At 74.6% G+C, this 25796-nt stretch carries 23 protein-coding genes; 18 read left to right on the top strand and 5 right to left on the bottom strand.

The features are described 5' to 3' along the window. Positions 1 to 4 precede the first annotated feature (4 nt). From paaI to Q0795_RS07785, 7 genes are all read left to right on the top strand, one after another. Positions 5 to 445 carry a hydroxyphenylacetyl-CoA thioesterase PaaI gene (gene paaI, locus Q0795_RS07755; protein ID WP_298888539.1) on the top strand — a complete coding sequence of 147 codons (441 nt, stop codon included), beginning with the start codon at positions 5 to 7 and terminating at the stop codon, positions 443 to 445. Positions 446 to 461: 16 nt separating this feature from the next. Next, positions 462 to 986: a hypothetical protein gene (locus tag Q0795_RS07760; protein ID WP_298888549.1), complete on the top strand. Its 525-nt coding sequence runs from the start codon at positions 462 to 464 to the stop codon at positions 984 to 986. A 45-nt stretch (positions 987 to 1031) separates the two neighbouring features. Further along, positions 1032 to 2354, top strand: coding sequence for a phenylacetate--CoA ligase PaaK (paaK, locus tag Q0795_RS07765; RefSeq protein WP_298888551.1), 1323 nt, complete (start codon positions 1032 to 1034; stop codon positions 2352 to 2354). A 132-nt stretch (positions 2355 to 2486) separates the two neighbouring features. Further along, positions 2487 to 6131: an ABC transporter permease gene (locus Q0795_RS07770; protein WP_298888553.1), complete on the top strand. Its 3645-nt coding sequence runs from the start codon at positions 2487 to 2489 to the stop codon at positions 6129 to 6131. Beyond that, the gene (locus Q0795_RS07775; protein WP_298888555.1) at positions 6128 to 8926 is read left to right on the top strand and encodes an FtsX-like permease family protein; all 2799 of its coding nucleotides are present in this window, start codon (positions 6128 to 6130) and stop codon (positions 8924 to 8926) included. The genes Q0795_RS07770 and Q0795_RS07775 overlap by 4 nt, the downstream gene beginning before the upstream one ends. Positions 8927 to 9039: 113 nt before the next feature. Continuing rightward, the gene (locus Q0795_RS07780) at positions 9040 to 10014 is read left to right on the top strand and encodes an ABC transporter ATP-binding protein (RefSeq protein ID WP_298888838.1); all 975 of its coding nucleotides are present in this window, start codon (positions 9040 to 9042) and stop codon (positions 10012 to 10014) included. Beyond that, entirely contained in the window at positions 10007 to 10726 is a 720-nt protein-coding gene (locus Q0795_RS07785; protein WP_298888557.1) for an ABC transporter ATP-binding protein, read from the top strand. The genes Q0795_RS07780 and Q0795_RS07785 overlap by 8 nt, the downstream gene beginning before the upstream one ends. 175 nt (positions 10727 to 10901) lie before the next feature. On the opposite strand, the gene Q0795_RS07790 is transcribed toward Q0795_RS07785, so the two are convergent. Beyond that, the gene (locus tag Q0795_RS07790; RefSeq protein WP_298888558.1) at positions 10902 to 11393 is read right to left on the bottom strand and encodes a nucleoside deaminase; all 492 of its coding nucleotides are present in this window, start codon (positions 11391 to 11393) and stop codon (positions 10902 to 10904) included. A 91-nt stretch (positions 11394 to 11484) separates the two neighbouring features. Between Q0795_RS07790 and galE the strand changes: the two genes are divergently transcribed. From galE to Q0795_RS07825, 7 genes are all read left to right on the top strand, one after another. After that, on the top strand, positions 11485 to 12501 hold the full coding sequence (galE, locus tag Q0795_RS07795; RefSeq protein ID WP_298888560.1) for a UDP-glucose 4-epimerase GalE: 1017 nt from the start codon (positions 11485 to 11487) through the stop codon (positions 12499 to 12501). A gap of 81 nt (positions 12502 to 12582) precedes the next feature. After that, on the top strand, positions 12583 to 12972 hold the full coding sequence (locus tag Q0795_RS07800; RefSeq protein ID WP_298888562.1) for a BlaI/MecI/CopY family transcriptional regulator: 390 nt from the start codon (positions 12583 to 12585) through the stop codon (positions 12970 to 12972). Positions 12973 to 12988: 16 nt separating this feature from the next. Next, on the top strand, positions 12989 to 13852 hold the full coding sequence (locus Q0795_RS07805; RefSeq protein ID WP_298888564.1) for a M56 family metallopeptidase: 864 nt from the start codon (positions 12989 to 12991) through the stop codon (positions 13850 to 13852). Positions 13853 to 13926: 74 nt separating this feature from the next. Continuing rightward, a complete protein-coding gene (locus Q0795_RS07810) occupies positions 13927 to 15390 on the top strand; it encodes a cytochrome ubiquinol oxidase subunit I (protein ID WP_298888565.1) in 1464 nt (487 codons plus the stop codon). 12 nt (positions 15391 to 15402) lie between these two features. Then, the gene (gene cydB, locus Q0795_RS07815; RefSeq protein WP_298888567.1) at positions 15403 to 16482 is read left to right on the top strand and encodes a cytochrome d ubiquinol oxidase subunit II; all 1080 of its coding nucleotides are present in this window, start codon (positions 15403 to 15405) and stop codon (positions 16480 to 16482) included. A 27-nt stretch (positions 16483 to 16509) separates the two neighbouring features. Continuing rightward, on the top strand, positions 16510 to 20031 hold the full coding sequence (cydD, locus tag Q0795_RS07820; RefSeq protein ID WP_298888569.1) for a thiol reductant ABC exporter subunit CydD: 3522 nt from the start codon (positions 16510 to 16512) through the stop codon (positions 20029 to 20031). 9 nt (positions 20032 to 20040) lie between these two features. Next, positions 20041 to 20379: a hypothetical protein gene (locus Q0795_RS07825; RefSeq protein ID WP_298888571.1), complete on the top strand. Its 339-nt coding sequence runs from the start codon at positions 20041 to 20043 to the stop codon at positions 20377 to 20379. Between the two features lie 16 nt (positions 20380 to 20395). Here the strand turns inward: Q0795_RS07825 and Q0795_RS07830 are convergent, their stop codons facing one another. After that, complete coding sequence (locus tag Q0795_RS07830; protein WP_298888573.1) at positions 20396 to 20983, bottom strand: hypothetical protein; 588 nt, start codon at positions 20981 to 20983, stop codon at positions 20396 to 20398. Further along, positions 20980 to 21273 (bottom strand): hypothetical protein, encoded by a 294-nt coding sequence (locus tag Q0795_RS07835; protein WP_298888575.1) that lies wholly within the window; start codon positions 21271 to 21273, stop codon positions 20980 to 20982. The genes Q0795_RS07830 and Q0795_RS07835 overlap by 4 nt, the downstream gene beginning before the upstream one ends. Before the next feature lie 112 nt (positions 21274 to 21385). On the opposite strand from Q0795_RS07835, the gene purB reads away from it, so the two are divergent. The 4 genes from purB to Q0795_RS07855 are packed head-to-tail and all read left to right on the top strand — an operon-like array spanning position 21386 to position 24329. Then, complete coding sequence (gene purB / locus Q0795_RS07840) at positions 21386 to 22837, top strand: adenylosuccinate lyase (protein ID WP_298888577.1); 1452 nt, start codon at positions 21386 to 21388, stop codon at positions 22835 to 22837. Further along, complete coding sequence (locus Q0795_RS07845; protein WP_298888579.1) at positions 22834 to 23193, top strand: barstar family protein; 360 nt, start codon at positions 22834 to 22836, stop codon at positions 23191 to 23193. Before purB ends, Q0795_RS07845 begins: the two co-directional genes overlap by 4 nt. Continuing rightward, entirely contained in the window at positions 23190 to 23681 is a 492-nt protein-coding gene (locus tag Q0795_RS07850) for a ribonuclease domain-containing protein (RefSeq protein ID WP_298888581.1), read from the top strand. The genes Q0795_RS07845 and Q0795_RS07850 overlap by 4 nt, the downstream gene beginning before the upstream one ends. Positions 23682 to 23717: 36 nt before the next feature. Next, entirely contained in the window at positions 23718 to 24329 is a 612-nt protein-coding gene (locus Q0795_RS07855; RefSeq protein ID WP_298888583.1) for a hypothetical protein, read from the top strand. Between the two features lie 38 nt (positions 24330 to 24367). Here the strand turns inward: Q0795_RS07855 and Q0795_RS07860 are convergent, their stop codons facing one another. After that, the gene (locus Q0795_RS07860) at positions 24368 to 24739 is read right to left on the bottom strand and encodes a hypothetical protein (RefSeq protein ID WP_298888584.1); all 372 of its coding nucleotides are present in this window, start codon (positions 24737 to 24739) and stop codon (positions 24368 to 24370) included. A 404-nt stretch (positions 24740 to 25143) separates the two neighbouring features. Continuing rightward, a complete protein-coding gene (locus Q0795_RS07865; protein ID WP_298888585.1) occupies positions 25144 to 25707 on the bottom strand; it encodes a dihydrofolate reductase family protein in 564 nt (187 codons plus the stop codon). Positions 25708 to 25796 lie beyond the last annotated feature (89 nt).

Below are 25796 nucleotides of genomic sequence, written 5' to 3' on the forward strand. Positions count from 1 at the left end.
CCTCGTGACCCCACCCGACCTCACCCACGTCCGGCGCATGTGGGAGCAGGACAGGGCCTCGGCGGCCCTCGGCATCGAGCTGCTGGACCTCGACGTCGAGACCGCCGACTCCGGCCGGCGGCTGGGCCGCGCCCGCACCCGGATGACCATCACCGACACCATGGTCAACGGCCACGCCATCGCCCACGGCGGCTACGTCTTCACCCTCGCCGACTCGACCTTCGCCCTGGCCTGCAACGCGACCGGCCGCACGACCGTCGCCGCCAGCTGCGACATCACCTATCTCCTCCCCTCCCACCTCGACGACGTGCTGGTCGCCACGGCCCGCGAGCGCGTGACCTACGGCCGCAGCGGCATCACGGACGTCACGGTATGCCGCGCCACCGACAACGCCGTCGTCGCCGAGTTCCGCGGGCACTCCCGCACGGTGCGCCCGACCTCGTGACCGAGGTGCACCGGGCATGACGGCGGCAGCGCCGCTCGGGTGGCAGCAGCGAGAGGCGCTACGGCGTCGCCTGCTCTCCCTCGGTCTCGGCGAGCTGAGTGCCGCAACGGTCTTCCTCGCCCTGGCCGTCTCGGTGGTCGGGCCGCGGTGGACCACCCACCAGGCGGTCACCCTGTGGTGGGCGCTGGGCCCGCTGACCGTGGTGCTCGTGCAGGCGGGCGCCTACTGGCTCCTGGCCCGGTCGTGGGTCGGCCGGGGCACCATGCCGCGCCCGGTGGCGCGGACCTACCGCGTCTTCCGCGTGTTCGACCCGGTGCTCCTGGTGCTGGGCCTGGTGATGATCCTGGTCCCCGGTCATCCCGACCCGGGGCCGTGGCTGCTGACGCTGGCCGTCTGGACCTTCGCGGCCCTCGAGTACGCCAACTACTTCCTCGTCCGCCTCTCCTTCCCACCGACCACCTGGGCCCGCGAGGTGACGTCGTGGCGCACGCCGCGGCTCGTCCGGGACCTCCGTGCGAGCGACCGCGAGGGACGGCACTGACCCCGGCCCCTCGCCGGCCCGGGCGCGACGGCATACCCTGCCGTCATGGCGTCGCAGCAGCTGCCCGAGATCGAGCCCCGACCCGACCTGCACGACGAGGCGGAGACCTGGTCGGTCGACCAGCTGCGCAGCACCCAGCTGCAGCGGCTGCAGGAGGGGGTGCGGCGCGCCTACGAGGGCGTCGCGCACTATCGCCGCCGGCTCGACGAGCGCGGCGTGCACCCCGACGACATCCGCAGCCTCGACGACGTGCGCCTCCTGCCCTTCACCACCAAGGCCGACCTGCGGGAGAACTACCCCTTCGGCATGCTCGCGGTGCCTCGCGAGCGGTGCGTCCGCGTGCACGCCAGCTCGGGCACGACCGGGCGCCCGACGGTGGTCGGCTACACGCAGGGCGACATCGACACCTGGGCCGGCCTCGTCGCCCGCTCGCTGCGCGCCGCGGGCACCCGGCCGGGCGACCTGGTCCACGTCGCCTACGGTTACGGCCTGTTCACCGGCGGCCTGGGCGCCCACTACGGCGCGGAGCGGCTGGGCTGCACCGTCGTCCCGATGAGCGGCGGGCAGACCGAGAAGCAGCTGCAGCTCATCGAGGACTTCAGGCCCCGCGTCATCATGGTGACGCCGTCCTACTTCCTCGCCCTCGTCGACGCGATGACCGAGCGCGGCACCGACCCGGCGAGCACCTCGCTCCAGGTCGGTGTCTTCGGGGCCGAGCCGTGGACCGAGGCGATGCGCGCCGAGATCGAGCAACGCTGCGCCATGCACGCGACCGACATCTTCGGGCTCTCCGAGATGATGGGGCCAGGCGTCGCGCAGGAGTGTGTCGAGACCAAGGACGGGCTGACCCTGTGGGAGGACCACTTCTACCCCGAGATCGTCGACCCGCTGACCGACGAGCCGGTGCCGGACGGCGAGGAGGGCGAGCTGGTCCTCACCGCCATGACCCGCGAGGCCATGCCGGTGCTGCGCTACCGCACGCGCGACCTCACCCGCCTGCTGCCCGGCACCGCCCGGCCCGGTATGCGGCGGCTCGCCAAGATCACCGGCCGCAGCGACGACCTCATGATCGTCCGAGGGGTCAACGTCTTCCCCACCCAGATCGAGGAGCTGGTGCTCGCGCTGCCCGGGCTGACGCCGCACTTCCAGTGCGTCCTGTCCCGGCCCGGACGCATGGACCAGCTGACCATCAACGTCGAGGGTGAGCCCGGGCTCGGGGCGGACGCCCGGGACCGGCTCGCCGGTGAGCTCGCGCGGCAGGTGAAGGACCGCATCGGCACGAGCGCCCAGGTCGTCGTGCTCGCCGAAGGCGGCGTCGAGCGGTCGGTCGGCAAGGCGCGCCGCATCGTCGACCGGCGCGAGGGCTGAGCCGGCCGCAGGTCACGAACGGGCCACGACCCCGACTCGCCGGCGCCGCAGGTCACGAACGGGCCACGATCACCCCGCTGACCCGACGGCAGGTCTTGGTCGTGTCGGTCGCGCCGCCTAGGGTCCAGCGGTATGACGTGGGCGAGTTTCGCGAGGGCGCGGGCACGGTCCTCCCGGGGGCTGCTGCTCACGCTGCTGGCGCTGGTGACCGTCACGACGGCGATCATCGCGGGGACGGTCGGCTACTCGGGCGCCGCAGCCAGCACCGCTGCCCGCGGCGCGCTCACGGAGGGCGAGCCCACCGAGACCGGGGTCCAGGTGCAGACCCGGCTGGCCGAGGACCCGCGGCGCCAGGACGAGCAGGCGCGGCGCACGATCACCGGTGCCTTCGCCCCCGCCCCGGTGAGCATCGGCCGGCTCGTGGTGACCGAGCCGCGGCCGGTCCGGGTCGACGGCACGGACGCGGACGGCGAGCTCGTGCTCGTCGGCGGTCCGGAGCTGGCGCCGGGTGAGGCACCCGGCGACCTGGTCACGGTGCTGGACGGGACCTGGCCGCCGACCACCGGGGCCGAGGCGCCGGGAGCCGTCGAGGACGCCCCGGGGCAGGGCGCCCTGCACGTGGGGGCCGCGCAGGTCCTGGACCTGTCGGTCGGCGACACGCTGGTCGTGGACGACCGCGCCGTCGAGGTCACCGCGCTCTGGCAGCCGGTGGACCCCTCGGACGCCTTCTGGTTCGGCGAGGAGCTGGTCCGCACCGGGGTGGCCGAGGAGGAGGCCACCCTGGGACCGCTGGTGGTCGACGAAGACCTGGCGCAGCAGCTGGGCGCGCCCTTCGTCCGCTGGCCGGTCCGGCCCGACGTCGACCGCATCACCCCCGACGACCTCGGCGTGCTCGCGACCGGCGCCGAGAGCCTGCGCTCGGACCTGCGGGACGCTGACGGGGTGGCGGTCCGGGGGGTGCAGGTCGAGGGCGACCTCGCACCCACCGCAGGCCAGGCCTCGACCAACCTGGCCACGGCCCGGGCCCTGGGGGTCGTCCCGCTGTCCGTGCTCGTCCTCGTCACCGGGCTCGCCGTCACCCAGCTGGCCCGGTTGCTGGCCGCGACCCGGGAGCCGCAGGCCCAGCTGCTCGTGGCGCGGGGGGCCTCACGGCGCCAGGTCCTGCTCACCGGTCTCGTCGAGTCGGTGCTCGTCGCGCTGCTGGGGGCGGGCCTCGGCACCCTCGGGGCGTGGGCGGTGATGCAGGCCGTGCCGGGCGGTGAGGGGTTGCTGGCCCGGCTCGCCGTCACGGCGCTCCTCACCCTGGCCGGCATCACCCTGGCTCTCTGGGTCGTGGCCGTGCTCCAGGCGCGCCGCCTCTCCGGCGGGGCGGCGGTGGCCGACCGGTCGGGCCGGGTCCGGGCCGCGACGACGCTCGCCGCCGTGGTCCTCGTCCTGGGGGCGGCCGCGCTCAGCTGGTGGCAGCTGCGCCGCGCGGGCTCCCCGGTGACCCGGGCCGAGGACGGCACCCTCGGCACCGACCTCGTGGCTGCCGCCGCGCCGGCCCTGCTGCTGGCGGCCGCCGCCGTCCTCGCGACGGCCCTGCTGGGGCCGCTCAGCCGGCTGCTCGAGCTGGCCACCGGTCCCACCCGGGCCGCGACGCAGCACCTCGCCGCCGCGCAGGTCAGCCGTCGCCTGCAGGTGTATGCCGTGCCCGTCGTCCTCGTCGTCCTCGCCGCCGGCTCGACGACGCTGGCGGCGCTCTTCTCCGGGACCAGCGCGCAGCTGCGCGACGACCTCGCGGCGGTCCGGGAGGGCGCGCCGCTGCGGGCCGACCTCGTCCGTCCGCCCGCCACGGTCGAGCCCGGTCTCGTGCCCCAGCCGCCCCCCGACCTCGCCGCGCTGCCGGAGGTCGACGCGGCCGCCCTCGTCTGGTCCGACCCGGACGCCCGCGTCGGGGACGTCGACGTGCCGCTGACGCTGGCCCCCACCGGGACCGGCGCCGGCGGGCTCGGCGCGGTCGCGAACGTGCCCCAGGGCATACCGGGCGGCCTGGTGCCCGCCAGCCTGGACCGGGCGGTGGACGCCGACGGCGAGCCGCTGGCGGACTCCCCCGTCACCATCCCCGAGGGTGCCGACGAGATCAGCGCGGAGCTCGTGGTCGAGCGAGGCACCGACGCCTGGGAGATCGCCCGGCTCGAGCAGCTCCCCGCCGCCCAGCGGCGCCTCGTCGAGGGACTGGCGGCGGTGGGCTGGGACCCGGCGCAGACCGCGGCGGCCGGGGGGTCCTTCGTCTACGCCCTCGACGACTCCCCGGACGCGATCCGGCGGACGCTGGACAGCGAGGTGACCGCCGCCGCAACACCGGTCGAGCTCCGGGTGACGCTGCTGGTCGAGGATGTCGCCACCGGTCTGACCTCGCCGGTGACGTCCGAGGCCGTCCGGGCCGAGGGCCCGCAGCTGGCCTACGACCCGCAGGGGCTGGGCGACTGGACCTCGACCCCCGAGCGGACGACCGCGGACCTGCGCTTCGTGCTCCCCGAGGGGCGCGAGCACCGGGTCCGCTCGGTGACGGTCAGCACGCCGGGCACGGTCGAGGACGTGCCGCCCGACCTCCTCTCCGGCTACTCCTCGACCACCCTCGACCTCGACCTCGCGCTCACCGCCGGGGGCGAGGAGCTGCTCGCGGGGACGGACGGGTGGGGCAGCACGACCGCGATGGACCCCGGCCAGGTGGCCCCGCTGCTGGAGGAGGCCGCCGCCGTCGAGGACCCCACCGTCGAGACGGCGATCGAGGTCGACGAGCGCTACGTCGGGGAGGGCCTGCCCCGCGTCTCCTCGGTCGAGCTGAGCAACGAGATCGACGTCCCCCCCTGGGTGGACACCTCGAGCCCGACCTGGCGCCTGCAGGTCCCGGACCTGCGGCAGGACCCGCTGGAGGTCGGCATGTCACCCGGTCTGACCTACCGCGGTGGCCCGGTGCTCGGCCAGGGTGCCGGGGCGACCTCGCCGGAGGACGAACCGCCGGCCGCCACCGTCCCGGTCGCGCTGACCCGGCAGTCCGCTGCCGCGGCCGACCTGGCCGTCGGCGACCCGGTCACCCTGCGCCTCGCCGGCACCACCGTGCCGGGCGTGGTGACCCACATCGTGGCCGCGCTGCCCGGGCAGCAGGGGGAGACCGCCGCCCTGGCGGACTCGCGGGTCGCCTCCCGGGTCCTCGCCGAGCAGCAGCGCAGCCTCACCTGGCCGGACGAGGTCTGGGCCACCCCCTCCGCGGGGGCGCCGGCCGCCGTCGAGGCCCTCTCCGCCCGTGCGGACCTGCGTGCCGTCACCGGGCCGGGGACGCTCTCCGTGACGGACGCGACGAGCGCTGCCCGGCTGGTCTTCTGGGTCGCCTCCGCAGGGGCCGTGCTCCTGGCCCTGACCGGGGTCGCCGCCGTGGCGGCGACCCTGCTGACCGCGCGCCGCCCGGAGGTCGCGGTGCTCCGGGCGCTGGGTATGCCACCCGCCGCCCAGGCGCGCTCGCGCGCCCTCGAGCTGGCCGGGGTGGTGCTGGTCGCGGCGGTCTTCGGCCTGGCCGCGGGCTGGCTCGTGGGCGCCGCAGTGGTGCCGGAGCTGGCGTCGTCGACCACCGCCCCCGGCCGGCTGCAGCTCCCGGCGGCGCTGCGGCTGGAGGCGCTGCCCTGGACGGCGCTGCTGGCGGTCACCCTCGTGACGGCAGGAGCCCTGACCGTCCTGGTGGCGCGGCGCGTCCGCGCGCAGGCCCTGGACCGCGGCTACCGGGAGGAGATCCGGTGAGCCCGCGTCACGGCATACCTCGGGCTCCGGGGCCGGCCCGGCTGGCCCGACGCCAGTTCTCCGCCGACCCGTGGGTGTCGGTCGGCCTGGCCCTGCTCATCGGCCTCGTCGCGCTGCTGCTCACGGCCGCGCCGCGCGGTCTCGTCGACGTGCAGGGCCGCCAGCTCGACCAGGAGATCGAGGCCCTCTCCGCCGCGCAGCGCGACCTGCGCGGCGACTGGCAGCGCAGCGTCTACGCCGGCCGCGCCGAGGACCTCACCGGCGACCCGACGAGCGACGGCTGGGCTCCGCTCGTCGAGGGCGCCGAGCGGGTCCGCAGCGAGCAGCCCGAGCCGCTGCGCGACGTGCTGGGCCCGACGCAGCTCCTGGCCCGGCTGCAGTCCGAGGTCTCTTTCACCCCGGACATCGAGTCCGGCTACTACGCCGCGACCCTCAGCCTGGCCGTCGACCCCGACCTGCGCGAGCACGTCCAGCTCGTCGAGGGCGACTGGCCCGAGCTGGTCGTCGGACCGTCGCCGCTCGTGGGCGCCGGTGAGCCCGGCGGCGAGCCCGTCGACGAGGCGCCACCGTCGCCGGAGGTACCGGAGGTACCGATCGTGCTCCTGGAGGAGACTGCGCAGGAGCTGCTCCTCGAGGTGGGGGACGTCATCCCGCAGAGCGACCTCGTCGTCAGCGGCACCTACGAGCCCCGCGACCCGGACGACCCGCGGTGGCAGCACGTCGACAACGCCGCGGTGATGGGCACGCTCTACGACCCCAACCAGGGGGAGGAGGCCTTCCTCACCGGGTTCCTCTCCCCGGAGAACCGTGGCAGCATCGGCCCGCCGGCCAGCGTCTCGATGCGGGTCTGGTATCCCGTCGACCCCTCCGCCATCACCGGCACCACGGGGCAGGTCGAGGCGCTGACCGCCCAGGTCAACGGCTTCCTCGCCGCCCAGCACCCGCTCGCCACCGCCGAGCAGATGGGCGACGCGCGGGCCTCGCAGATCCCGCTCTTCACCACCGACCTCACCGAGACGCTGGACCGCATCGCCGGCCAGCAGCGGGCGACGAGCTCCATGCTGGCGGTCGTCGCCGCCGGTCCGCTCGGCGTCGCCCTCGCCGTCGCCGCACTGGGCGCCCGGCTCGTCGTGCAGCGTCGGCAGCAGAGCCTGGCGATGACTCTCGCGCGCGGCGCCTCACCCGCCCAGCTGCGCCGCGTGATGGCCACGGAGGGCCTGCTGCTGGGGGTGCCGGCCGCCGCGCTCGGCCACGTCGCCGCGACGCTGCTCGTGCCGGGACCGACCCCCTGGTGGCAGTGGGCGGTCTCCGCCGCGGTCGCGCTCGTCCCGTCCCTCGCGCTGGCCGCCTCCGTCGACGACGCCTCGCTGCTGACCCGGCGCCAGGACCTCGCCGGGCGCAGCGGCAGCCGGTGGCGCTGGGTCGTGGAGGTGGCCGTCGTCGCGCTGGCCGGGGTCGCCACCTGGCGGCTCCTGGGCCGCGGGGCGCGCGGGGACGACGCCACCGCGACCGGCATCGACCTGCTCGCCGCGGCCACCCCGGTGCTGCTCGCCCTCGCCGCCTGCGTCCTCACCCTGCGCCTCTACCCCCTCCCCCTGGCGGCGCTCACCCGGCTGCTGCGCGGCCGCCCCACGCTCACCCCGTTCCTGGGCGCCGCCCGCGCCCTGCGCGACCCGGTCGGTGGCCTCGTGCCGACCCTGGCCGTCGTCCTCGGGACGACCGTGGCGCTGGTCAGCGCGGTGCTGCTGTCCACCGTGACCCGCGGTGCGCAGGTCGCGGCCTGGCAGGACACCGGCGCACCGGTCCGGCTCACCGGGCCGGTCCTCACCGACGAGCTGCGCGCCGAGATCGAGGCCCTCCCCGGGGTCGGCGCGGTCGGCGGCGTCGCCGACAGCGGCTCGACCCAGGACCTCGTCGTCGACGGGGAACGGGAGGCCGTGCGCGTCTGGGTGGCGGAGCCGCAGGTGGAGCAGGTGTATGCCTCCTCCGACCTCGTCGACGGCCCGCCGGCCGCGTTCTGGTCCGAGGACGGCAGACCCGGGGTCATGACGCTGCGCTCGGCGGGCGAGGCGGTGCCCGAGAGGGCGGGCGAGGTCGCCGTCTCGGGCCTCGGCGATGTGCAGGTGCTCGGTCACCTCGACGAGGTCCCCGGGGTCCGCATCACCGGTGCCGGGGTGCTGGTCGACGGCGACCGGTGGGTCGCGGCCGGCGGGACGATGCCCAGCGTGTCCATCACCCTCATCGGGGTCGAGGCGGGTGCCGACCCGGAGACGGTCGCCGAGGCCGTGACCGAGGTCGTCGGCACCGGCGGCGTGGTGACGACGGTGTCGACCCGGCTGGACACCTTCACCGAGGCGCCGGTGACGACCGGGCTGCGCCAGCTGTTCGTCGGGGCGACCCTGGTGTCCGCGCTGCTCACCGTCCTGGCGGTGGTCGTGGTGCAGCTCATGGGCTCGGGCGCCCGGACCCGGCTGCTCGCGACCCTGCGCACCCTCGGGCTCGCCCCCGGGCAGACGCGGGCGCTCACGGCGTGGGAGCTGGCCCCCCTGCTGGCGACCTCCCTCGTCGTGGGGACGGTGCTGGGGCTCGCCGTGCCCTGGGTGCTGCTGCGCGGCCTCGACCTCACCGGCCTGACCGGCGGGACGACCCAGCCCGCCCTCCACCTCGACCTGCCGCTGCTGGCCGCCGTGCTCGGCGCGGTGGTCCTGACCGTCCTGACCGCCGTCACCACCAGCGCCTGGCTCGCCGGGCGCACCAACCTCGCGCAGGCCCTGCGCGTCGGGGAGGACCGATGAGCACGACCCCTCAGCACCACCAGGAGCAGACCGTGGACGAATCGACCGGGCTCGCGACCGTGGCCGACCGGGCCACCCTCGGGACGGCGGACGACCACGCCGCGCTCGGGACGGTGCGCGAGCACCAGGGCCCGGACATCTGGTGCGAGGACCTGGTCCGGATCTACTCCACCGAGGGCGTGGAGGTGCAGGCCCTGCAGGGGCTCAACCTCGTCGTCGACCCTGGCGACGTCGTCGCGCTGGTCGGGGCCAGCGGCTCCGGCAAGTCGACCCTGCTGGGCATCCTCTCGGGGTTGGACCGGCCGACCGGGGGCCGCGCCCGGGTGGCCGGGGTGGACCTGCTGTCGATGAGCCGCGCGCAACGGGTCGACTACCAGCGCCACACCGTCGGCTTCGTCTGGCAGCAGACCTCCCGCAACCTGCTGCCCTTCCTCTCCGCGGCGGAGAACGTCGCCCTGCCCATGGTCATCTCCGGTCGCCGCGAGCGCGGCCGGCGGGTGGAGGAGCTGCTGGGGCTGCTCGGCCTCGGCGACTGCGCCGACCGCCGGCCGACCGAGCTGTCCGGCGGGCAGCAGCAGCGGGTCGCGATCGCCACCGCCCTGGCCAACTCACCGGCCGTGCTGCTCGCCGACGAGCCGACCGGTGAGCTCGACGACACCGCCTCCGCCCAGGTCCTCGAGGTGATGCGCGAGGCCGCCGGCAGCCTCGGCACCACCGTGCTCGTGGTCACCCACGACCCCACCGTCTCCGACCACGTGCGGCGCACGGTCGCGATCCGCGACGGCCGCACCTCGACCGAGGTGCTCCGGTATGTCGTGACCGACGAGTCGGGCGAGCAGCGGCAGGTCGCCCGGGAGTACACCGTCATCGACCGGGCCGGGCGCATCCAGCTGCCGAAGGCGCACGTCGAGGGGCTCGGCCTGCGGGACCGGGTGCGGCTCGAGCACGAGAGCACCCACGTGCAGGTCTGGCCCGACGACGAGGAGCACCAGACGCGCGGTGGCGACGGGCCGGCCCCGCCGTCGGGGCGCGCGCCCGATCCCCGCACCGGACGCTCGGTCCGCACGCAGGAGGACGACGATGAGTGAGCCGACGGCATACCGGGCGGACGAGCTCGTCGACGGACCGCCGTCGGTGCTGCGGGCGGTGGGTCTGCACCGGACCTTCGGCACCGGCGCCACCCAGGTGCACGCCATCGCCGGGGTCGACCTGGAGGTGGCCGCCGGGCGCCTCACCGTGGTGCGCGGGCCGTCGGGGTCAGGTAAGACGACGCTGCTCAACCTCTTGGGCGGGCTCGACCGGCCCGACGCCGGGCAGGTGCTCCTCGACGACGGGCGGGTGCTCTCCGAGCTGCCGGAGAAGGAGGTGCTGGCGGTCCGGCGGGAGCGCATCGGCTACGTCTTCCAGAGCTTCGGGCTGGTCCCGGTGCTCTCGGCGGCCGAGAACGTCGAGGTCCCGCTGCGGCTGCAGCGCACCGTCGTGGGCGAGCGCGCCCGCCGGGTCGAGGAGGCGCTGGAGCTCGTCGGGCTGGCCCGGCACAGCAGACAACGGCCCTACGAGCTGTCCGGTGGTCAGCAGCAGCGGGTCGGCATCGCCCGGGCCCTCGTCGGCGAGCCGGACATCCTCGTCGCGGACGAGCCGACCGGACAGCTGGACTCCGAGACCGGTGCGATGGTCATGGACCTGCTGGTCCGCCTGACGCACGAGCGCGGTATCGCCTCCGTGGTGTCCACCCACGACCCGGTCCTCATGGAGCGGGCCGACCAGGTCGTCGAGCTGCACGACGGACGGCGGGTCTGAGCCCTCCCCGCGCCCGACCGTGGAATGGTCGCCGGGGCAGCACTTTCACGGTCAGCGGCGCGGAGCCACCCGCGCCCGACCGGCGAATCGTCGCCCGGGCAGCACTCCCACGGTCAGCGCGTCTGAGCCCTGCCCGGCCGACCGTGGAATCGTGGCCAGGGCCGCATCTCCACGGTCAGGAACCGGCGTGGCGGGCGTGCAGCGCGCGGACCCGCTCGGACAGGTCCGGGTCCGGGCCGGCGACGACGGCGTCCGGCACGAGCGTGGTGATCGGCAGCGGCGCGACGGGTCCCGGTCCCCTGCCCAGCCCGGCCGACCACGCGGAGAGCTGCTCGGTGGAGGAGGCGTAGACGATGCGTCCCAGCCCGACCCAGCCGTGCGCCGCGGCGCACATCGGGCAGTGCTCGCCGGAGGTGTAGACCGTGCTCGCCGCGCGCTCCTGCGGCGAGAGGTGCTGTGCGGCCCAGCGGGCGATCGCGAACTCCGGGTGCTGGGTGTGGTCGCCGCCGGAGACGTGGTTGTGGTCCTCGAGCAGCACCTCGCCGGCGGCCGACACCAGCAGCGAGCCGAACGGCTCGTCACCGGCGTCGAGCGCGGCCTCGGCCAGCTCGACGGCCCGGGAGAGGTGGGTCCGGTCGGTCGCGGAGATGCTCGTGGGGTCGCTCACTCCCCGAGGGTATGCCGTCGGCCACCTGCCGCGCGGTGCAGACCGGGCCGAGCCACGACATACCGGACCTGCCGTCTGACACCATGACGCCATGCGCGTTCTCGTCACCGGCGGCGCCGGATACATCGGGTCCCACACGGTCATCGCCCTGGCCCGGGCGGGCCACGAGGTGGTCGTCGTCGACGACTTCTCCAACAGCAAGCCGTCGGTGGCGCCCCGCCTGGAGGAGCTGGCCGGCATACCCGTCCCGGTGCATGCCTTCGACCTCGCCGACGGCGACAAGATCGACTCGCTGCTCAGCCAGGAGCGCTTCGACGCGGTCATCCACTTCGCGGCGTTCAAGGCGGTCGGCGAGTCGGTCGAGAAGCCGATCGACTACTACCGCAACAACATCGGCGCGACCCTGCGGCTGGTCGAGGCGATGGTCGCCCACGACGTGCCGCACCTCGTCTTCTCCTCCAGCGCCACCGTGTACGGCGAGGACGCGCCGGTGCCGATGACCGAGGGGCTGCCGACCTCCGCGACCAACCCCTACGGGTGGACCAAGGTCATGAACGAGCAGATCCTGCGCGACGTGACCCACGCCTACCCGCAGCTCAAGGTGGCCCTGCTGCGCTACTTCAACCCGGTCGGCGCGCACCCCTCCGGACTGATCGGCGAGGACCCCTCCGACATCCCCAACAACCTCATGCCCTTCGTGGCCCAGGTCGCGGTCGGGCGCCGGGAGAAGCTGTCCGTCTTCGGCGACGACTACGACACGGTCGACGGGACCGGCGTGCGCGACTACATCCACGTCCAGGACCTCGCGGAGGGCCACGTCGCGGCGCTGGAGCGGATCAGCAGCCACGACCGTCCGCTGTCGGTGTGGAACCTCGGCACCGGACGCGGCACCTCGGTGCTCGAGCTGGTGTCCGCGTTCGAGCGGGCCAGCGGGCAGCAGATCCCCTACGAGATCGTCGGGCGCCGCCCGGGCGACATCGCCAGCTCGTATGCCGACCCCTCGCTCGCCGAGACCGAGCTGGGGTGGCGGGCGAGCCGGTCGGTGGAGGACATGTGCGCCGATACGTGGCGGTGGCAGCAGGCGAACCCGCAGGGCTACCCGGACTGACGGCCTGCCCGTGCGGTCCGAGCACGCGTCCGGTGCGGGAAGGAGGGGCGGCTCCCAGGTGCGGGGCGTATCCTGCTGAGCATGTCCCCGCGCAGCACCTCCCTCGGCGACCTGGAGCGCGCCGTCATGGACATCCTCTGGTCCGAGGGACCAGACCTGTCGGTCCGTGACGTCCTGGACCACCTGGAGCGACGCGAGCACCACAAGGAGCTGGCCTACACCACGATCATGACGGTGCTGGACCGGCTGACCAAGAAGGGCGTGACCGAGCGGACCCGCGAGGGGCGGGCGTGGCGGTACTCCCCCGCCGCCAGCCGCGAGGAGCTCGCCGCCGGTGCCCTGCGCTCGGCCCTCGAGACCGTGCAGGCCGACCGCACCGCCGCGATGCTGCACTTCCTGGACGACGCCAGCCCCGGTGAGCTCGACGACCTGCGGGCCGCGCTCGCCCAGGTCGAGCGCCGCCGCGCCTGACCCTCCACCCCCAGCCATGGGCGGGCCGCTGCTCACCGCCGCCGTCGTGGTGGCCGCCCTCCTCCTGGTCCTGGGCGCCCCCCGCGTGCTCCCCGCCTGGACCGCGCTGCGCCGCATGCCGGGTCCGGGCCTGCTGCTGTGGCAGTCGGTCAGCCTGGCGGGCGTCCTGTGCGCGCTGCTGGCCGCCCCCACCGCGGTGCTCACCACGGGCCTGTCCCAGCCGTTGCTCCTGGGCCTGGCCCTCCTCCTGTCCGGGGTCATGCTCGTGCTGCTGCTCGCCTCCGGGCACCGCGTCGGCACCGACCTGCGCCGCCGCCGCAGCCGGCACCGCGAGCTGGTCGACCTCGTCGGGGAGCACCTCGACGACACCCTGGCCCACGGCGCCGAGGGCATCACCCGGCCGGACGTCACCGTCCTCGCCCTGGGCAACCCCAGCGCCTACTGCCTCCCCGGGCGCGGGCACCGCATCGTCCTCACCCGCGCCGCCCTGGACCGCCTGGGCGCCGCCGAGCTACGCGCCGTCCTGGCCCACGAGCAGGGCCACCTCGACGCCCGGCACGACCTGCTCCTCGAGCTGTTCACCGTGCTGCACGAGGCCGTCCCCCGCGGCCTGCGGGTGCCGGCGGCCCTGACCGAGGTGCAGCTGCTCACCGAGGCGCTCGCCGACCGGATCGCCGAGCAGCGCACCGGGCACGCGGACCTCGCCCGGGCCCTGGTCGCCATGGCCGCAGCCGCGACCCCCGAGGTCAGCGCCCGGGTCCGGCTCCTCAGCCACCCGCCGGCGCCCCGGCATACCCGCCTCGCCGTCACCGCGCTGTCCGCCGCGGTGCTCGCCGTCCCCGTGGCCGTCGCCGTGACCCTTCTCACGCTGGCCGGGTGACCTGTCCGTCTACGACCGGGGGTAGTATCTACGACGACTCGTCGTTCACCCCTCGCAGACGGGAGGCGCCCTTCGTGGATGCACTCGACCTGGCCCGCTGGCAGTTCGGCATCACCACCGTCTACCACTACTTCTTCGTGCCCATCACGATCGGGCTCAGCCTCCTCGTGGCCGTCATGCAGACGCAGTGGATGCGCACCCGGAACCCGCAGTGGCTGCGGCTGACGAAGTTCTTCGGCAAGCTCTTCACCATCAACTTCGCGCTGGGCCTGGTCACCGGCATCGTGCAGGAGTTCCAGTTCGGGATGAACTGGTCGGACTACTCGCGCTTCGTCGGGGACATCTTCGGCGCCCCGCTGGCGATCGAGGCGCTGCTGGCGTTCTTCCTCGAGTCGACGTTCCTGGGGCTGTGGATCTTCGGCTGGGGACGGATCCCGGAGAAGCTGCACGCCGCGGCCATCTGGCTGGTGCACATCGGGACCCTGCTGTCGGCCTACTTCATCCTCGCCGCCAACTCCTTCATGCAGAACCCCGTCGGCTACCGGCTCAACCCGGAGACCGGCCGCGCCGAGCTCACCGACTTCCTGGCGGTCCTCACCAACCCGGTGCAGCTGGTGACCTTCCCGCACGTCATCGCCGCGGCCTACATGACCGGCGGCGGGTTCGTGCTGGCCTTCGCGATGTGGCACCTGTGGCGCGACGCCACCCCGGGGACGGACAAGCCGATGTACCGCAAGGCCGCCAAGCTCGGTGCCGTCACCGTCCTCGTCGCCTCCCTCGGCGTCATCGTGTCCGGTGACCTGCAGGGCAAGGTGATGACCGAGGTCCAGCCGATGAAGATGGCCGCCGCCGAGGCGCTCTACGAGGACGTGCCCGAGGGCGAGGGCGCCCCCTTCTCCATCGTCACCGTCGGCACCCTCGACGGGAGCGAGGAGGTCTGGGCGCTGACCGTGCCGAAGCTGCTGTCCTACCTCGCCACCGGCACCCTGGACGGCGCCGTCGAGGGCATCGACCACATCCAGGACCGCTACGAGCTGACCCACGCGGGCTCCGAGCTGACGGCCGTCGAGGACTACCGCCCGGTCATCCCGGTCACCTACTGGACCTTCCGCCTCATGATGGGGCTGGGTTTCGCCGCCATGGCGATCGCGGCCGCGGTCCTGTGGGTGCTGCGGGGTCGGGGCAGCGAGACCGACGAGCAGCGGCTCGGGCACCGGATGTGGGGTTGGGCCGGGCTCCTCGTGCTGGTGCTGCCGCTGCTGGCCAACACCTTCGGCTGGATGTTCACCGAGATGGGGCGTCAGCCGTGGCTCGTCATGGGCCTCATGACGACCCAGACCGGCGTCTCCCCGGGCACGACCGCCGCCGAGGTGCTGACCTCGATGACCGTCTTCACCCTCCTCTACGGCGTGCTCGCCGTCGTCGAGGTCGGGCTGCTCCTGCGCTACGGCCGGGCCGGCGCGGAGCAGGTGCCCGAGGACGCGTCCTACGACCCCCGTGCCCGCGACGACGACGACGCGTTCGTCTTCACCTACTGAGACAGGGACGTCATGGAACTCACCACGATCTGGTTCATCCTCATCGCCGTCCTGTGGGTCGGCTACTTCTGCCTGGAGGGCTTCGACTACGGCGTGGGCATGCTGCTGCCGGTGCTCGGGCGCGACGAGACCGAGGGCGGGTCCCCGCACACCGGGGAGACGCGCAAGCGGCAGATGCTCTCGGCCATCGGTCCGTTCTGGGACGGCAACGAGGTATGGCTGCTCACCGCGGGCGGCGCCATCTTCGCGGCCTTCCCGCACTGGTACGCCACCCTCTTCTCCGGGTTCTACCTGCCGCTGCTGCTCATCCTCGTCGGGCTGATCCTGCGCGGCGTGGGGCTGGAGTACCGCGGCAAGGTCGACTCCCCCGCCTGGCGGGCCCGGATGGACGCGATGGTGGTCGCCGGCTCGACCGTCCCGGCGCTGCTGTGGGGCGTGGCGTTCACCAACATCGTGCTGGGGGTGCCCATCGACGCGGACATGGAGTACGTCGGCGGCTTCTGGAACCTCCTGGGTCCGGTGGCCCTGCTCGGCGGGCTGACCACCCTCACCCTCTTCCTCACCCACGGCGCGCTCTTCGTCGCGCTCAAGACCGACGGCCGGCTGCGCCACGACGCCCGGGCGTTGGCGCTGCGGCTCGGGGCGGCGAGCGCGGTGCTCGCCGTGCTGTGGCTGGGCATCCTGCACCTGCGCACCGGGACGCCGGCCTCCTGGCTGGTGGCCGGGGTGGCGGCGGCCAGCCTGGTGGGTGGGCTGCTCGCGGCGGCCCGCGGCCGGGAGGGCTGGGCCTTCACCGGCACCTTCGTCGCCATCGCGTTGGCCACCACGTCGCTGTTCCTCGCGCTCTTCCCCGACGTGATGCCCTCGAGCCTGGACCCCGCCTGGTCGCTCACGGCGGAGAACGCCAGCTCCAGCCAGAAGACGCTCGGCATCATGACGGTCGTGGCGCTCGTCTTCACCCCCGTCATGCTGCTCTACACCGCGTGGAGCTACTGGGCGTTCCGCAAGCGGGTGTCCGGCCACCACATCCCCACCGAGGTGCACCACGCGGCCGTCGTCGACGGCGGCGAGCGGGCCGGGGCGGACCGCTGACGTGGCGACACCGGAGCGCTGAGCCGCGTGCGACCCGTCGACCCCGCCCTGCTGCGCGCCCTCCCGGCGACCCGCGGACCGGTGGCCTCGCTGTCCGTCGTCGGCATCCTCTCCGGGGTCGTCGCGATCGCGCAGGCCCTCACCCTGGCCCTCGTCGTGGGCGCGGCGGTGCGGGGCTCGCGCGAGGAGCTCACGGCATACCTCGGCTGGCTGGTGGCCCTGCTCGTCCTGCGGGGGGTGCTCGCCGGGACGGGTGAGCTCGTGGCGCGGCGCGCCGGGCTGCGCGTCGTGGGCATCGTCCGGGAGGCGCTGCTGCGGCACTGGCTGGGGCGGCCGGTCGAGGCGCGGCCCCGGACCGAGGTCGCGGTGACCCGCGCCACCGACGGGGTCAGCGCCCTCGAGCCGTATGTCGCGCGCTACCTCCCCGCGCTGGTCACCGCCGCCGTGGTGCCGGCGCTGGCGCTGGTCGCGCTGGTGGTGGTGGATCCATGGAGCGCACTCATCGTCGTGCTCACGCTGCCGCTGCTGCCCCTCTTCGCCGCGCTCATCGGGATGCATACGCGGGACGAGACGCAGCGCCGGTGGGGGGCGATGGACCTGCTGGCCGGGCACTTCCTCGACGTCATGAAGGGGTTGCCGACGCTGGTGGCCTACGGGCGGGCCCGGGCGCAGGTCGAGGTGGTCCGCGAGGTCGGCGAGCGGCACCGGCGGGCGAGCGTCGCGACCCTGCGGACGGCCTTCCTGTCGACGGCGGCGCTGGAGCTGCTGGCGACGATCTCGGTGGCGATGGTGGCCGTGGCCGTGGGGCTGCGGCTCGCGCACGGCGGGATGGACCTCGTCGTCGGGCTCAGCGCGATCCTGCTGGCGCCCGAGGCCTACTGGCCGATCCGCCGGGTGGGGGCGGAGTTCCACAACGCCGCCGACGGGGCGCAGGTGCTGGAGGAGCTCGCCGACGAGGGGGTGCTGGGGGGCGCGGCGGCGCAGGGCCCCGGTGGGCGTGCGGACGGACGGGCACCACGCCCCGGGGCCGCCACGTCGGGCGAGAGCGCAGCCCGTGGTGCCCGTCCGGCCACACCGGCCGGGGGGTCGATCGGTCTCACCGAGGTGTCCTACGCCCACCCCGGCCGGGTGCGCACGCTGGCCGAGCTCTCGCTGCGCACCCCGTCCGGCCCTGGCGTCACCGCGCTCACCGGCCCCAGCGGCGCCGGGAAGACCACGGTGCTGGAGCTGCTCGCCGGGCTGCGGATCCCGGCGACCGGGACGGTCAGCGCACCTGCGGCCCACCTGGCGACCCAGCGGCCGCTGCTGCTGCCGGGCACCGTGCGCGACAACCTCGCGATCGCCGACCCGGACGCGACCGACGCGGCGATGACGGATGCGCTGGAGCGGGTCGGGCTCTGGCGCCAGCTGGCGGACCGGCACGGGCTGGACACCTGGCTGGGCGACGACGGTGTCGGCCTGTCCGCCGGTCAGCGGGCGCGGCTGGCGCTGGCCCGGGCCACCCTCTCGCCGGCGCCGCTGCTCCTGCTGGACGAGCCGACCGCCAACGTGGCGGTGGACGGTCTACCCCGGCTGCACCAGGTCATCACCGAGCTCGCGGAGACGCGACGCATCGTCGTCGTGACGCACGACTGCTACCTCGCCGCGCTCGCGGACGACCGCTGGCGGCTCGAGGCGGGCGGCGGCGAGCCGGTGTCCCTGGCCGGTGGACCCGGCGACCTCCGCGCGGCTCCCGACCGGCTCCTGCCCGACCGCGGGACCGACGCCGGCCCGGAGGCCGACCCGGCGGCCCACCCGGCGGCCGACCCGGCGGCGCACCCGGTCCCGCGCCCCGGGGAGGTCGCCCCCGTCCGGACCCCCCGCGGCCGCCGCGGCCTGGCGCTGGCCTGCCTGCTCGGTGGAGCCTCCGTCGGCTGCGGCGTGGCCCTGACGGCGACCTCCGGGTGGCTCATCGTGCAGGCCTCCACCATGCCGGTCGTGCTCACCTTGCTCGTGGCGATCGTGGGCGTGCGGGCGTTCGGCATCTTCCGCCCGGTGTTCCGCTACGCCGAGCGGGTGGTCAGCCATGACGTGGCCCTCGACGACCTGTCCCGCCGCCGGGCGGACCTCTACGCCGCCCTCATCCCGCTCACGCCGGCCCGCCTGGGTCGGCGCAGCCGCGGCCGGGTGCTCACCGCCGCCGCCCGGGACCTCGAGGACGTCGTCGACGAGCACGTGCGGGTGAACGTGCCCGGGTGGTCCGCGGGCATCGCGACCCTTGTCGGGGCGGCGGTCGCGGGCTGGCACCTGCCGGCCGCCGGCGTGGTGGTGGCGGCCGGGGGGCTGGTCGTCGCCGCCGTCGCCCTGCTCGGGTATGCCGCTGAGCGCCCCGCCCAGGACGCGGCGGTCGCGCGGCGCGGCGAGGTGCGCGAACAGGCAACCGCCCTGGCCGCCCAGCTGCTCCCCGTGCAGGCGGTCAGCGGGGTCGCCGGGGGGCACCGGCAGCTGCTCGACCCCGTGCTGCGGGCCGAGGAGGCGCACCGTCGTGGCGAGGCGCGGCTCACCCGGGCCCGGGCCGCCGCGCTGGCGGCCACGTGGGTGGTCGTCGCCGCGACCGCCACGACCGTGGCGCTGCTGGCCTTCGACGCGCGTGCCGTCGGGGCGCTGAGCGGCCCCTTCGCCGCGCTCGTCGCGCTGGTGCCGTTGGCGCTGGCCGACGCCTGGGCGGGGGTCCCCGACATCGCGGGCGCCCGGGCCCGGGCCCGGTCGGCACGGGCCCGCCTGGACGCGCTCGTCGACCAGACGCCGGCCGTGGTCTCGTGCGGGACCACCGCGGCGCCGACGGGGCCGCCGGCGCTGGAGCTGCGCGAGGTCACCGCCAGGTGGTCACCAGGGGCGACCGGGCGCCCGACACCCGACCTGCCCCCGCTGGACCTCGACGTGCAGCCGGGCGACCGCATCCGCCTCGACGGGCCCAACGGGGCCGGCAAGTCGACGGCGCTGGCCGTGCTCGCGCGCCACCTCGACCCGGAGGAGGGCTGCTACCTCGTCTCCGGCGCGGACACGGGAGGAGGGTGCCGGTGCGGCGCGGACGTGCGCACGCTGGACCTGGAGGAGACCCGCGCGCTGGTGGCCGTCGTCGACGACGAGCCACACGCCTTCGCGGGGTCGGTCCGCGCCAACCTCGTGCTCGCCTCGCCGGGAGCGACCGACGGCGAGGTGCTCGACGCACTCGGGGCGGTCGACCTCGGCGGCTGGTTCGCCACCCTGCCCCAGGGCTTGGACACCCCCCTGACCGGGCTGTCCGGCGGCGAGCGCAGTCGCCTCGCCCTGGCCCGCGCGCTGCTGTCCGGGCGGCCGGTCGTCCTGCTGGACGAGCCCACCGCGCACCTCGACGACGCGACGGCCGAGCGCTCGCTCGGCGGGTTGCTGGCCGGTCTCGGCGGCGGCCGATCGGTGGTGCTGGTGAGCCACACCGCGCCGGTCACCGGCCGCTGGACCGACCACCGGGTCGGCCGGGACGCCCCGTCGGCAGCGGACGACCGAGCGGTCCCGCAGCACATCGGCTAGGTTGCGGGCATGGACACCTCGACCGTCGTCTGGATCGTCGTCATCGCCCTCGTCGTGGTGGCGGCGTTGGCCGTCTGGGCGATGATGGCCCGCAACAAGCGGCTGGCCGCGGCCCGCGAGGAGGCGGCGGGGCTGCGGGAGAAGGCGCAGTCCGGAGAGTCCTACGCGCAGAGCGCCGAGGAGCGGGCCCGCGAGCTGCAGGGCAAGGCCCGGGAGGCCCAGCTGCACGCCGACAAGCTGCACCGGGAGGCCGAGGAGGCCACCCGCATCGCGCGCGAGCACCGCGACCGCGTCACCGGCGACTACGTCAACGCCGACGAGATCGACCCGGACGCCAAGAAGCGCTGACCTCGGCGCCGGTGGCTCAGGACGGGTCGCTCACCGGGAGCCCGGTGTCCCGCACCAGGTAGAGCCACGGGAAGGCCCGGGCCCCCACCTGCCACCCCTGCGTGAGGTAGCTCGCGGTGGAGCGCGTCCACAGCACCCGGCGGTGCTCCCAGCGGGTGGCTGTCCGCACCATCCGGTGCCGGAACATGCCGGCCTCGACGGTGTGCCAGCCGAGCTGGCCGGCGAGCTCCAGCTCGCCCAGCTCGTCGACGGCGGTGACCGGACCGAGCCACCGCTCGTCCGGACGCTCCGCACTCTCGGCGCTCGGGCCTGAGTCGTCGGCGGTCCCGGTCCGACGCCCAGCACCGCCGAAACGCTGCTGGGCGCCCTGCCTGCTCAGCCCCAGCTCCTGGCCGAGGGTCGCCCAGCTCTGCCCGCCGGAGCGGGCAGCGGTCACCGCCTGCTGCAGCAGCTCGCCGCTGACCTCGTGGGCCAGCGCGGCGCGGCGCACCAGGCGGAGGTGGTCGTCGGCGTCCAGCGTCTGTCCGCCGGGTTCCGGGCCGCCGTCGAGGATGACGTGCCCGATCTGGGCGGCGAGGTCCCCCTCGGGGTGGGCCTGGCTCACCGGGGGTCCCGGGTGTCGGGGGCGGGCCCGTCGTCGGCACCGTCGCGGCTGGGCAGCCAGTGCCGGTCGTCCTCGCCCTGTCCCCGGCTGCGTCGGTGCCACATCGAGGCCCCGACCAGGTAGGCACCGGCGACCATCAACGCCAGGGTGGCGCCCTGGAAGAAGCCGTGCACGAAGCCGGAGTCGACGACGCGGCTCAGCCCGTAGGTGACGAAGCCGATGGCGATCGCCGCCAGGCCGGCGGTGAGGCGGACCCGGGACATCGCGGTGGCGGCAGAAGGAGTGGTCATGCGTCAACCATACGTTGACATAGCGCCAACGTCAACGTTGCGTTGACACCATGGTCGCCGGGGGGTCGAGGCACCCGTTCGGCGTCCTGGCGCACCCTGCCAAGATGGGCGTATGCCGCTGCCTCCCGCCCGCACGCCGCTCGCCGAGCTCTCTCCCACCATCGCCCTGGGCGCCCTCGACGGGAGGTACCGCGGGGCGGTCGGGCCGCTGGTCGACCACCTCTCCGAGGCCGCTCTCAACCGGGCACGCCTGCACGTGGAGGTCGAATGGCTCCTGCACCTGGTGCAGCACGAGGTGGTGCCGGGGGCGCCGGGTCTGTCCGAGCAGGAGGGCACCGCCCTGCGGGCGCTGGTGGTCGACTTCGACGCCGACGCGATCGCCGAGCTCCGGGCCATCGAGGCCGAGACGGTGCACGACGTCAAGGCGGTCGAGTACTTCCTGCGCGGGCGGCTGACGGCCCTGCTCGCCGAGTCAGGCGCCGACGGTGCCGCGCGCGCCGAGGCCCTGGGACAGCTCATCCACTTCGCCTGCACCAGCGAGGACATCAACAACACGTCCTACGCGCTCATGGTGCAGGGCGCGGTCCAGAAGGTCTGGCTGCCGCGGGCGCAGGCCCTGGCCGGGCAGCTCGCCGCGATGGCCCGCGAGCTCGCCGAGGTGCCGCTGCTGGCGCACACGCACGGCCAGCCGGCCACCCCCACGACGATGGGCAAGGAGCTGGCGGTGCTGGCGCACCGGCTGACGAGACAGCTGCGCAGGGTCGAGGGGGCGGCATACCTGGGCAAGCTCAACGGGGCCACCGGCACCTACGGCGCGCACGTCGAGGCGGTGCCGGGAGCGGACTGGCAGCGGCTCAGCCAGGACTTCGTCGAGCACCTCGGGCTGACGTGGAACCCGCTGACCACGCAGATCGAGAGCCACGACTGGCAGGCCGAGCTGTACGCCGACATCGCGCGGTTCAACCGGATCCTGCACAACCTGGCCACCGACGTGTGGACCTACATCTCGATGGGCTACTTCGCCCAGGTGCGCGGGCAGGGCACCGTCGGCTCGTCGACCATGCCGCACAAGGTCAACCCCATCCGCTTCGAGAACGCCGAGGCCAACCTCGAGGTGAGCAACGCGCTGCTCGACGTGCTCGCCTCGACCCTGGTGACCAGCCGGCTGCAGCGCGACCTCACCGACTCCTCGATGCAGCGCAACGCGGGCACCGCGCTCGGGCACAGCCTGCTGGCGCTGGACAACGTGAGCCGTGGGCTGGCCGGGCTGGACGCCGTGCCGGCCGCGATGGCCGCCGACCTCGATGCCAACTGGGAGGTGCTCGCCGAGCCGGTCCAGTCGGTGATGCGGGCGCTCGCCGCGCGAGGGCTGGAGGGGATGAGCAACCCCTACGAGAGGCTCAAGGAGCTGACCCGGGGCCGACGGATCGGGCAGGCCGAGCTGGTCGAGTTCGTCCGCGGCCTGGGGCTGCCGGCGCAGGAGGAGCAGCGGCTGGTCGCGCTCACCCCGGCGACCTACGTCGGTCTGGCGCCGGACCTGGTCGAGCACCTGGGGGACGTGTGATCATCCTGCCCGCCGAGCGCCTGGGAGACGCGGAGGCGCACTTCGCCCGGGCCGGGTATGCCCTCGCCGAGGTCACCACGCCCGGTGGCGGTGGGCTGCGGGAGACGCAGGCGCAGCTGGCCGAGGCGCTGCGGCTGCCCGCTCCGGCAGGGCGCAACCTCGACGCGATGGCCGACGCGCTGCGCGATCTGCGCGACCTGTGGGACGGCCGGGAGGTGGCGCTGCTGTGGCAGGAGGCGGGGGCGCTGGCGGCCCGTGACGGGCGGGCGTGGTGGATCCTGGCCGAGATCCTCGACGACGCCGACGCCCTGGCCGTCGTGGCGCTGGGGGCCTCCGGCGGGCAGGACCGGGGGTGAGGCTTTCCCGCCCGGTCGCGATCGGCCTCCTGGGGCTTCTCGCGGCACTCGTGCTCTGGCTGGTGCTGGGCACGGGCGTCACGGACGGCGAGGCGGGTGACGACCGGGCGGCCGCACCGAGCAGCTCCACCATGCCGGACGCCAGCGACGAGGCCGGCCCCACCGGGGTCGACACCCGCTCCTGGGACGACGTCTCCGCCTGCGCCGACACCGTGCTGCCGCCGGAGCTGGAGCCGGTCGTCGACGACATCGAGGACGGTGGACCGTACGACTACCCCGGCAAGGACGGCTCCACCTTCCGCAACGACGAGGGCTACCTGCCGCAGGAGTCCGGCGGCTACTACCGCGAGTTCACGGTCGAGACTCCCGGGCTGTCGCACCGCGGCGCGAAGCGGGTCGTCGCCGGCGGCGACGAGATCGACCCCGAGGTCTGGTACTACACCGACGACCACTACGAGAGTTTCTGCGAGTTCGCCCCGGCCGGGTGACGCTGCCCGGCACCCCCGTGGTGGTTGGATGCGGGGATGGTGCGACGAACGACGTGGTCGCAGTACCGGCAGTCCATCGGCGACCGCTCGGGTCTCTTCGCCGCCGTGGTCGACCGTTGGCCGGTGGGAGAGGCGCTCTACCCCGGCAGCTATGTCGACCTGTCACCCTCGACCGCGATCGCCTCGGTGACCTACGTCGACACCGACGCCCGGGCCGGGAGGTTCTTCGCCGACACCGACCTGGTGGAGCAGGAGCTGGCAGGACGGACCCGCCCCGGCGCGGGAGCCCGGGTGCGCTTCCTCGCCGCCGACTACACCGGACCGCTGGAGGTCCCGCGACGCAGCGTGGACCTGATCGTCTCGCTCTACGCCGGGCCCGTCTCGGAGCACACCCGTTCCTACCTGCGCCCAGGAGGATGGCTGCTGGCCAACACCAGCCACGGCGACGCGAGCCTGGCTGTCTCGACCCTGCGTGGACCCTCGTCGCGGCTGTCGATCACCGCGACGGCCGCTACCGCGTGTCGACCGGGCGGCTCGACGAGCACCTCGTCCCCCGGCGCCCGGACCTGGCCGACCCGGAACGCATCCGCGCCACCGGTCGCGGCGTCGCCTACACGCGCACGGCCTTCGCCTACCTCTTCCAGCTGAGGTGATGCCGGCGGTGGGCCGTCAGGCACCTGAGGTCCTCAGGCTCCGGCCGAGCCCCGCGCACGCCAGGCGGCATACGCGAGCGTGACAGCGGCGGGCGTCCAGATGGCCCGCTCGAGGGGAGAGCGCGAGATGGCGTTCGGGACGGCGGCCGCCGACATCAGTCCGGCCACGGCAGTGAGGACTGCACGCCGGGCCTGCGGCGGCGTCCGCTCACTCGCGACGGCAACCGCCAGGCCGGAGACCACCGTGGCGGCGCCGCTCACCACTCTCAGCCGCCCCGGTAGCACGCCCGCGTGCTGGCCGCCGTAGCTCGCCCGGCCCCATGGCGCACCCAGCGCCAGCGCCAGCTGGAACGCGGCCACCCCACCCAGCCCCAGGGCCGTGACCGCCCGGTCTCGTGTCGACATGACGCTCCTCACGACCTCGTCCTCGTCCTCGTCGGTCTCCAACGGTGCCGGGTGCCGGGGACTGAGGCACCGCAGGCGTCGTCGCCTGCACCGCACACCAACGTAGCGCCCCTCCCTCGGGGCGCACCACGGCCACCCCGGGATCGTGGCTCGTTTTCCCGGGCCCACCGCAGCGCCACCTGCCAGAGACGTCACAGTGAGTCACCCTCAGAATCAACCCGCCGCTGAGTCGCCGAGCGACTCAAGCCGCCGCTGACTCTCGCGGTGGATCAGCCCGCCGCTGAGTCACCATGAGCATCACGGGCGAACTGATCCTGAGGGTGACTCAATGTGACGTGTCCGGCAGACCATGGGTGAGGTGGGCTCCCGCGGCGGGCCGGTCCGCCCTGCCTCCGCACGGGCGGTCAGTGGCGGGCTACGTATCGGGTCATCAGGACCCCACCGGGGAACGTCCTGGTCCCCACGAGGTCCAGGTTCACCCAGCTGTCCAGGGCCGCGAAGAACGGCTTGCCCTCCCCCACCAGGACGGGGACGGTGACCAGGACGTACTCGTCGATGAGCCCCGCGCGCATGGCGGCGGCGGCCAGGGTGGCGCCCCCGATCTCCATCGGCCCGCCGTCCTCGCCCTTGAGCCGACGGATCTCGCTCACCGCGTCGCCCGTGACCAGCCTGGTGTTCCAGTCGACCGGGCGGCTCGTCGAGGAGAAGACGACCTTCGGCATGGCGCGCCAGCGGCGGGCATACTCACGGTGCGCCGGGGTGGCACCGGGGCTCTGGTCCGCGGTCGGCCAGTGAGAACTCATGTCCTCCCACAACCGGCGACCGTAGAGCGACAGCTCCGTCGCACCCACGCGGTCGGACCACCACTGGAACAACTCGTGGCTCGGCGCGCTCCAGCCGAGGTCGCCGTCGGGGGTCGCGACGTAGCCATCCAGGCTCACGTTCATGGCGAAGGTCAGCGTGCGCACGACATCGGTCTCCTCACGCTCAGGTGCTCACCCGTGACAGACTCGCGCGGCACGGCATACTCATCTCCGCGACGCCAGCATCACCGGCC

It is taken from the genome of uncultured Serinicoccus sp. (genome assembly GCF_947487915.1).
Classification (GTDB): Bacteria; Actinomycetota; Actinomycetes; order Actinomycetales; family Dermatophilaceae; genus Ornithinicoccus.

Excerpts from the sequence above, each read along its gene's own strand:
- Q0795_RS07760 (WP_298888549.1), top strand. The coding sequence starts at position 462 with ATGACGGCGGCAGCGCCGCTCGGGTGGCAGCAGCGAGAGGCGCTACGG.
- paaK (WP_298888551.1), top strand. The coding sequence starts at position 1,032 with ATGGCGTCGCAGCAGCTGCCCGAGATCGAGCCCCGACCCGACCTGCAC.
- Q0795_RS07770 (WP_298888553.1), top strand. The coding sequence starts at position 2,487 with ATGACGTGGGCGAGTTTCGCGAGGGCGCGGGCACGGTCCTCCCGGGGG.
- Q0795_RS07785 (WP_298888557.1), top strand. The coding sequence starts at position 10,007 with ATGAGTGAGCCGACGGCATACCGGGCGGACGAGCTCGTCGACGGACCG.
- galE (WP_298888560.1), top strand. The coding sequence starts at position 11,485 with ATGCGCGTTCTCGTCACCGGCGGCGCCGGATACATCGGGTCCCACACG.
- Q0795_RS07800 (WP_298888562.1), top strand. The coding sequence starts at position 12,583 with ATGTCCCCGCGCAGCACCTCCCTCGGCGACCTGGAGCGCGCCGTCATG.
- Q0795_RS07805 (WP_298888564.1), top strand. The coding sequence starts at position 12,989 with ATGGGCGGGCCGCTGCTCACCGCCGCCGTCGTGGTGGCCGCCCTCCTC.
- cydB (WP_298888567.1), top strand. The coding sequence starts at position 15,403 with ATGGAACTCACCACGATCTGGTTCATCCTCATCGCCGTCCTGTGGGTC.
- Q0795_RS07825 (WP_298888571.1), top strand. The coding sequence starts at position 20,041 with ATGGACACCTCGACCGTCGTCTGGATCGTCGTCATCGCCCTCGTCGTG.
- Q0795_RS07835 (WP_298888575.1), bottom strand. The coding sequence starts at position 21,273 with ATGACCACTCCTTCTGCCGCCACCGCGATGTCCCGGGTCCGCCTCACC.
- purB (WP_298888577.1), top strand. The coding sequence starts at position 21,386 with ATGCCGCTGCCTCCCGCCCGCACGCCGCTCGCCGAGCTCTCTCCCACC.
- Q0795_RS07855 (WP_298888583.1), top strand. The coding sequence starts at position 23,718 with ATGGTGCGACGAACGACGTGGTCGCAGTACCGGCAGTCCATCGGCGAC.
- Q0795_RS07860 (WP_298888584.1), bottom strand. The coding sequence starts at position 24,739 with ATGTCGACACGAGACCGGGCGGTCACGGCCCTGGGGCTGGGTGGGGTG.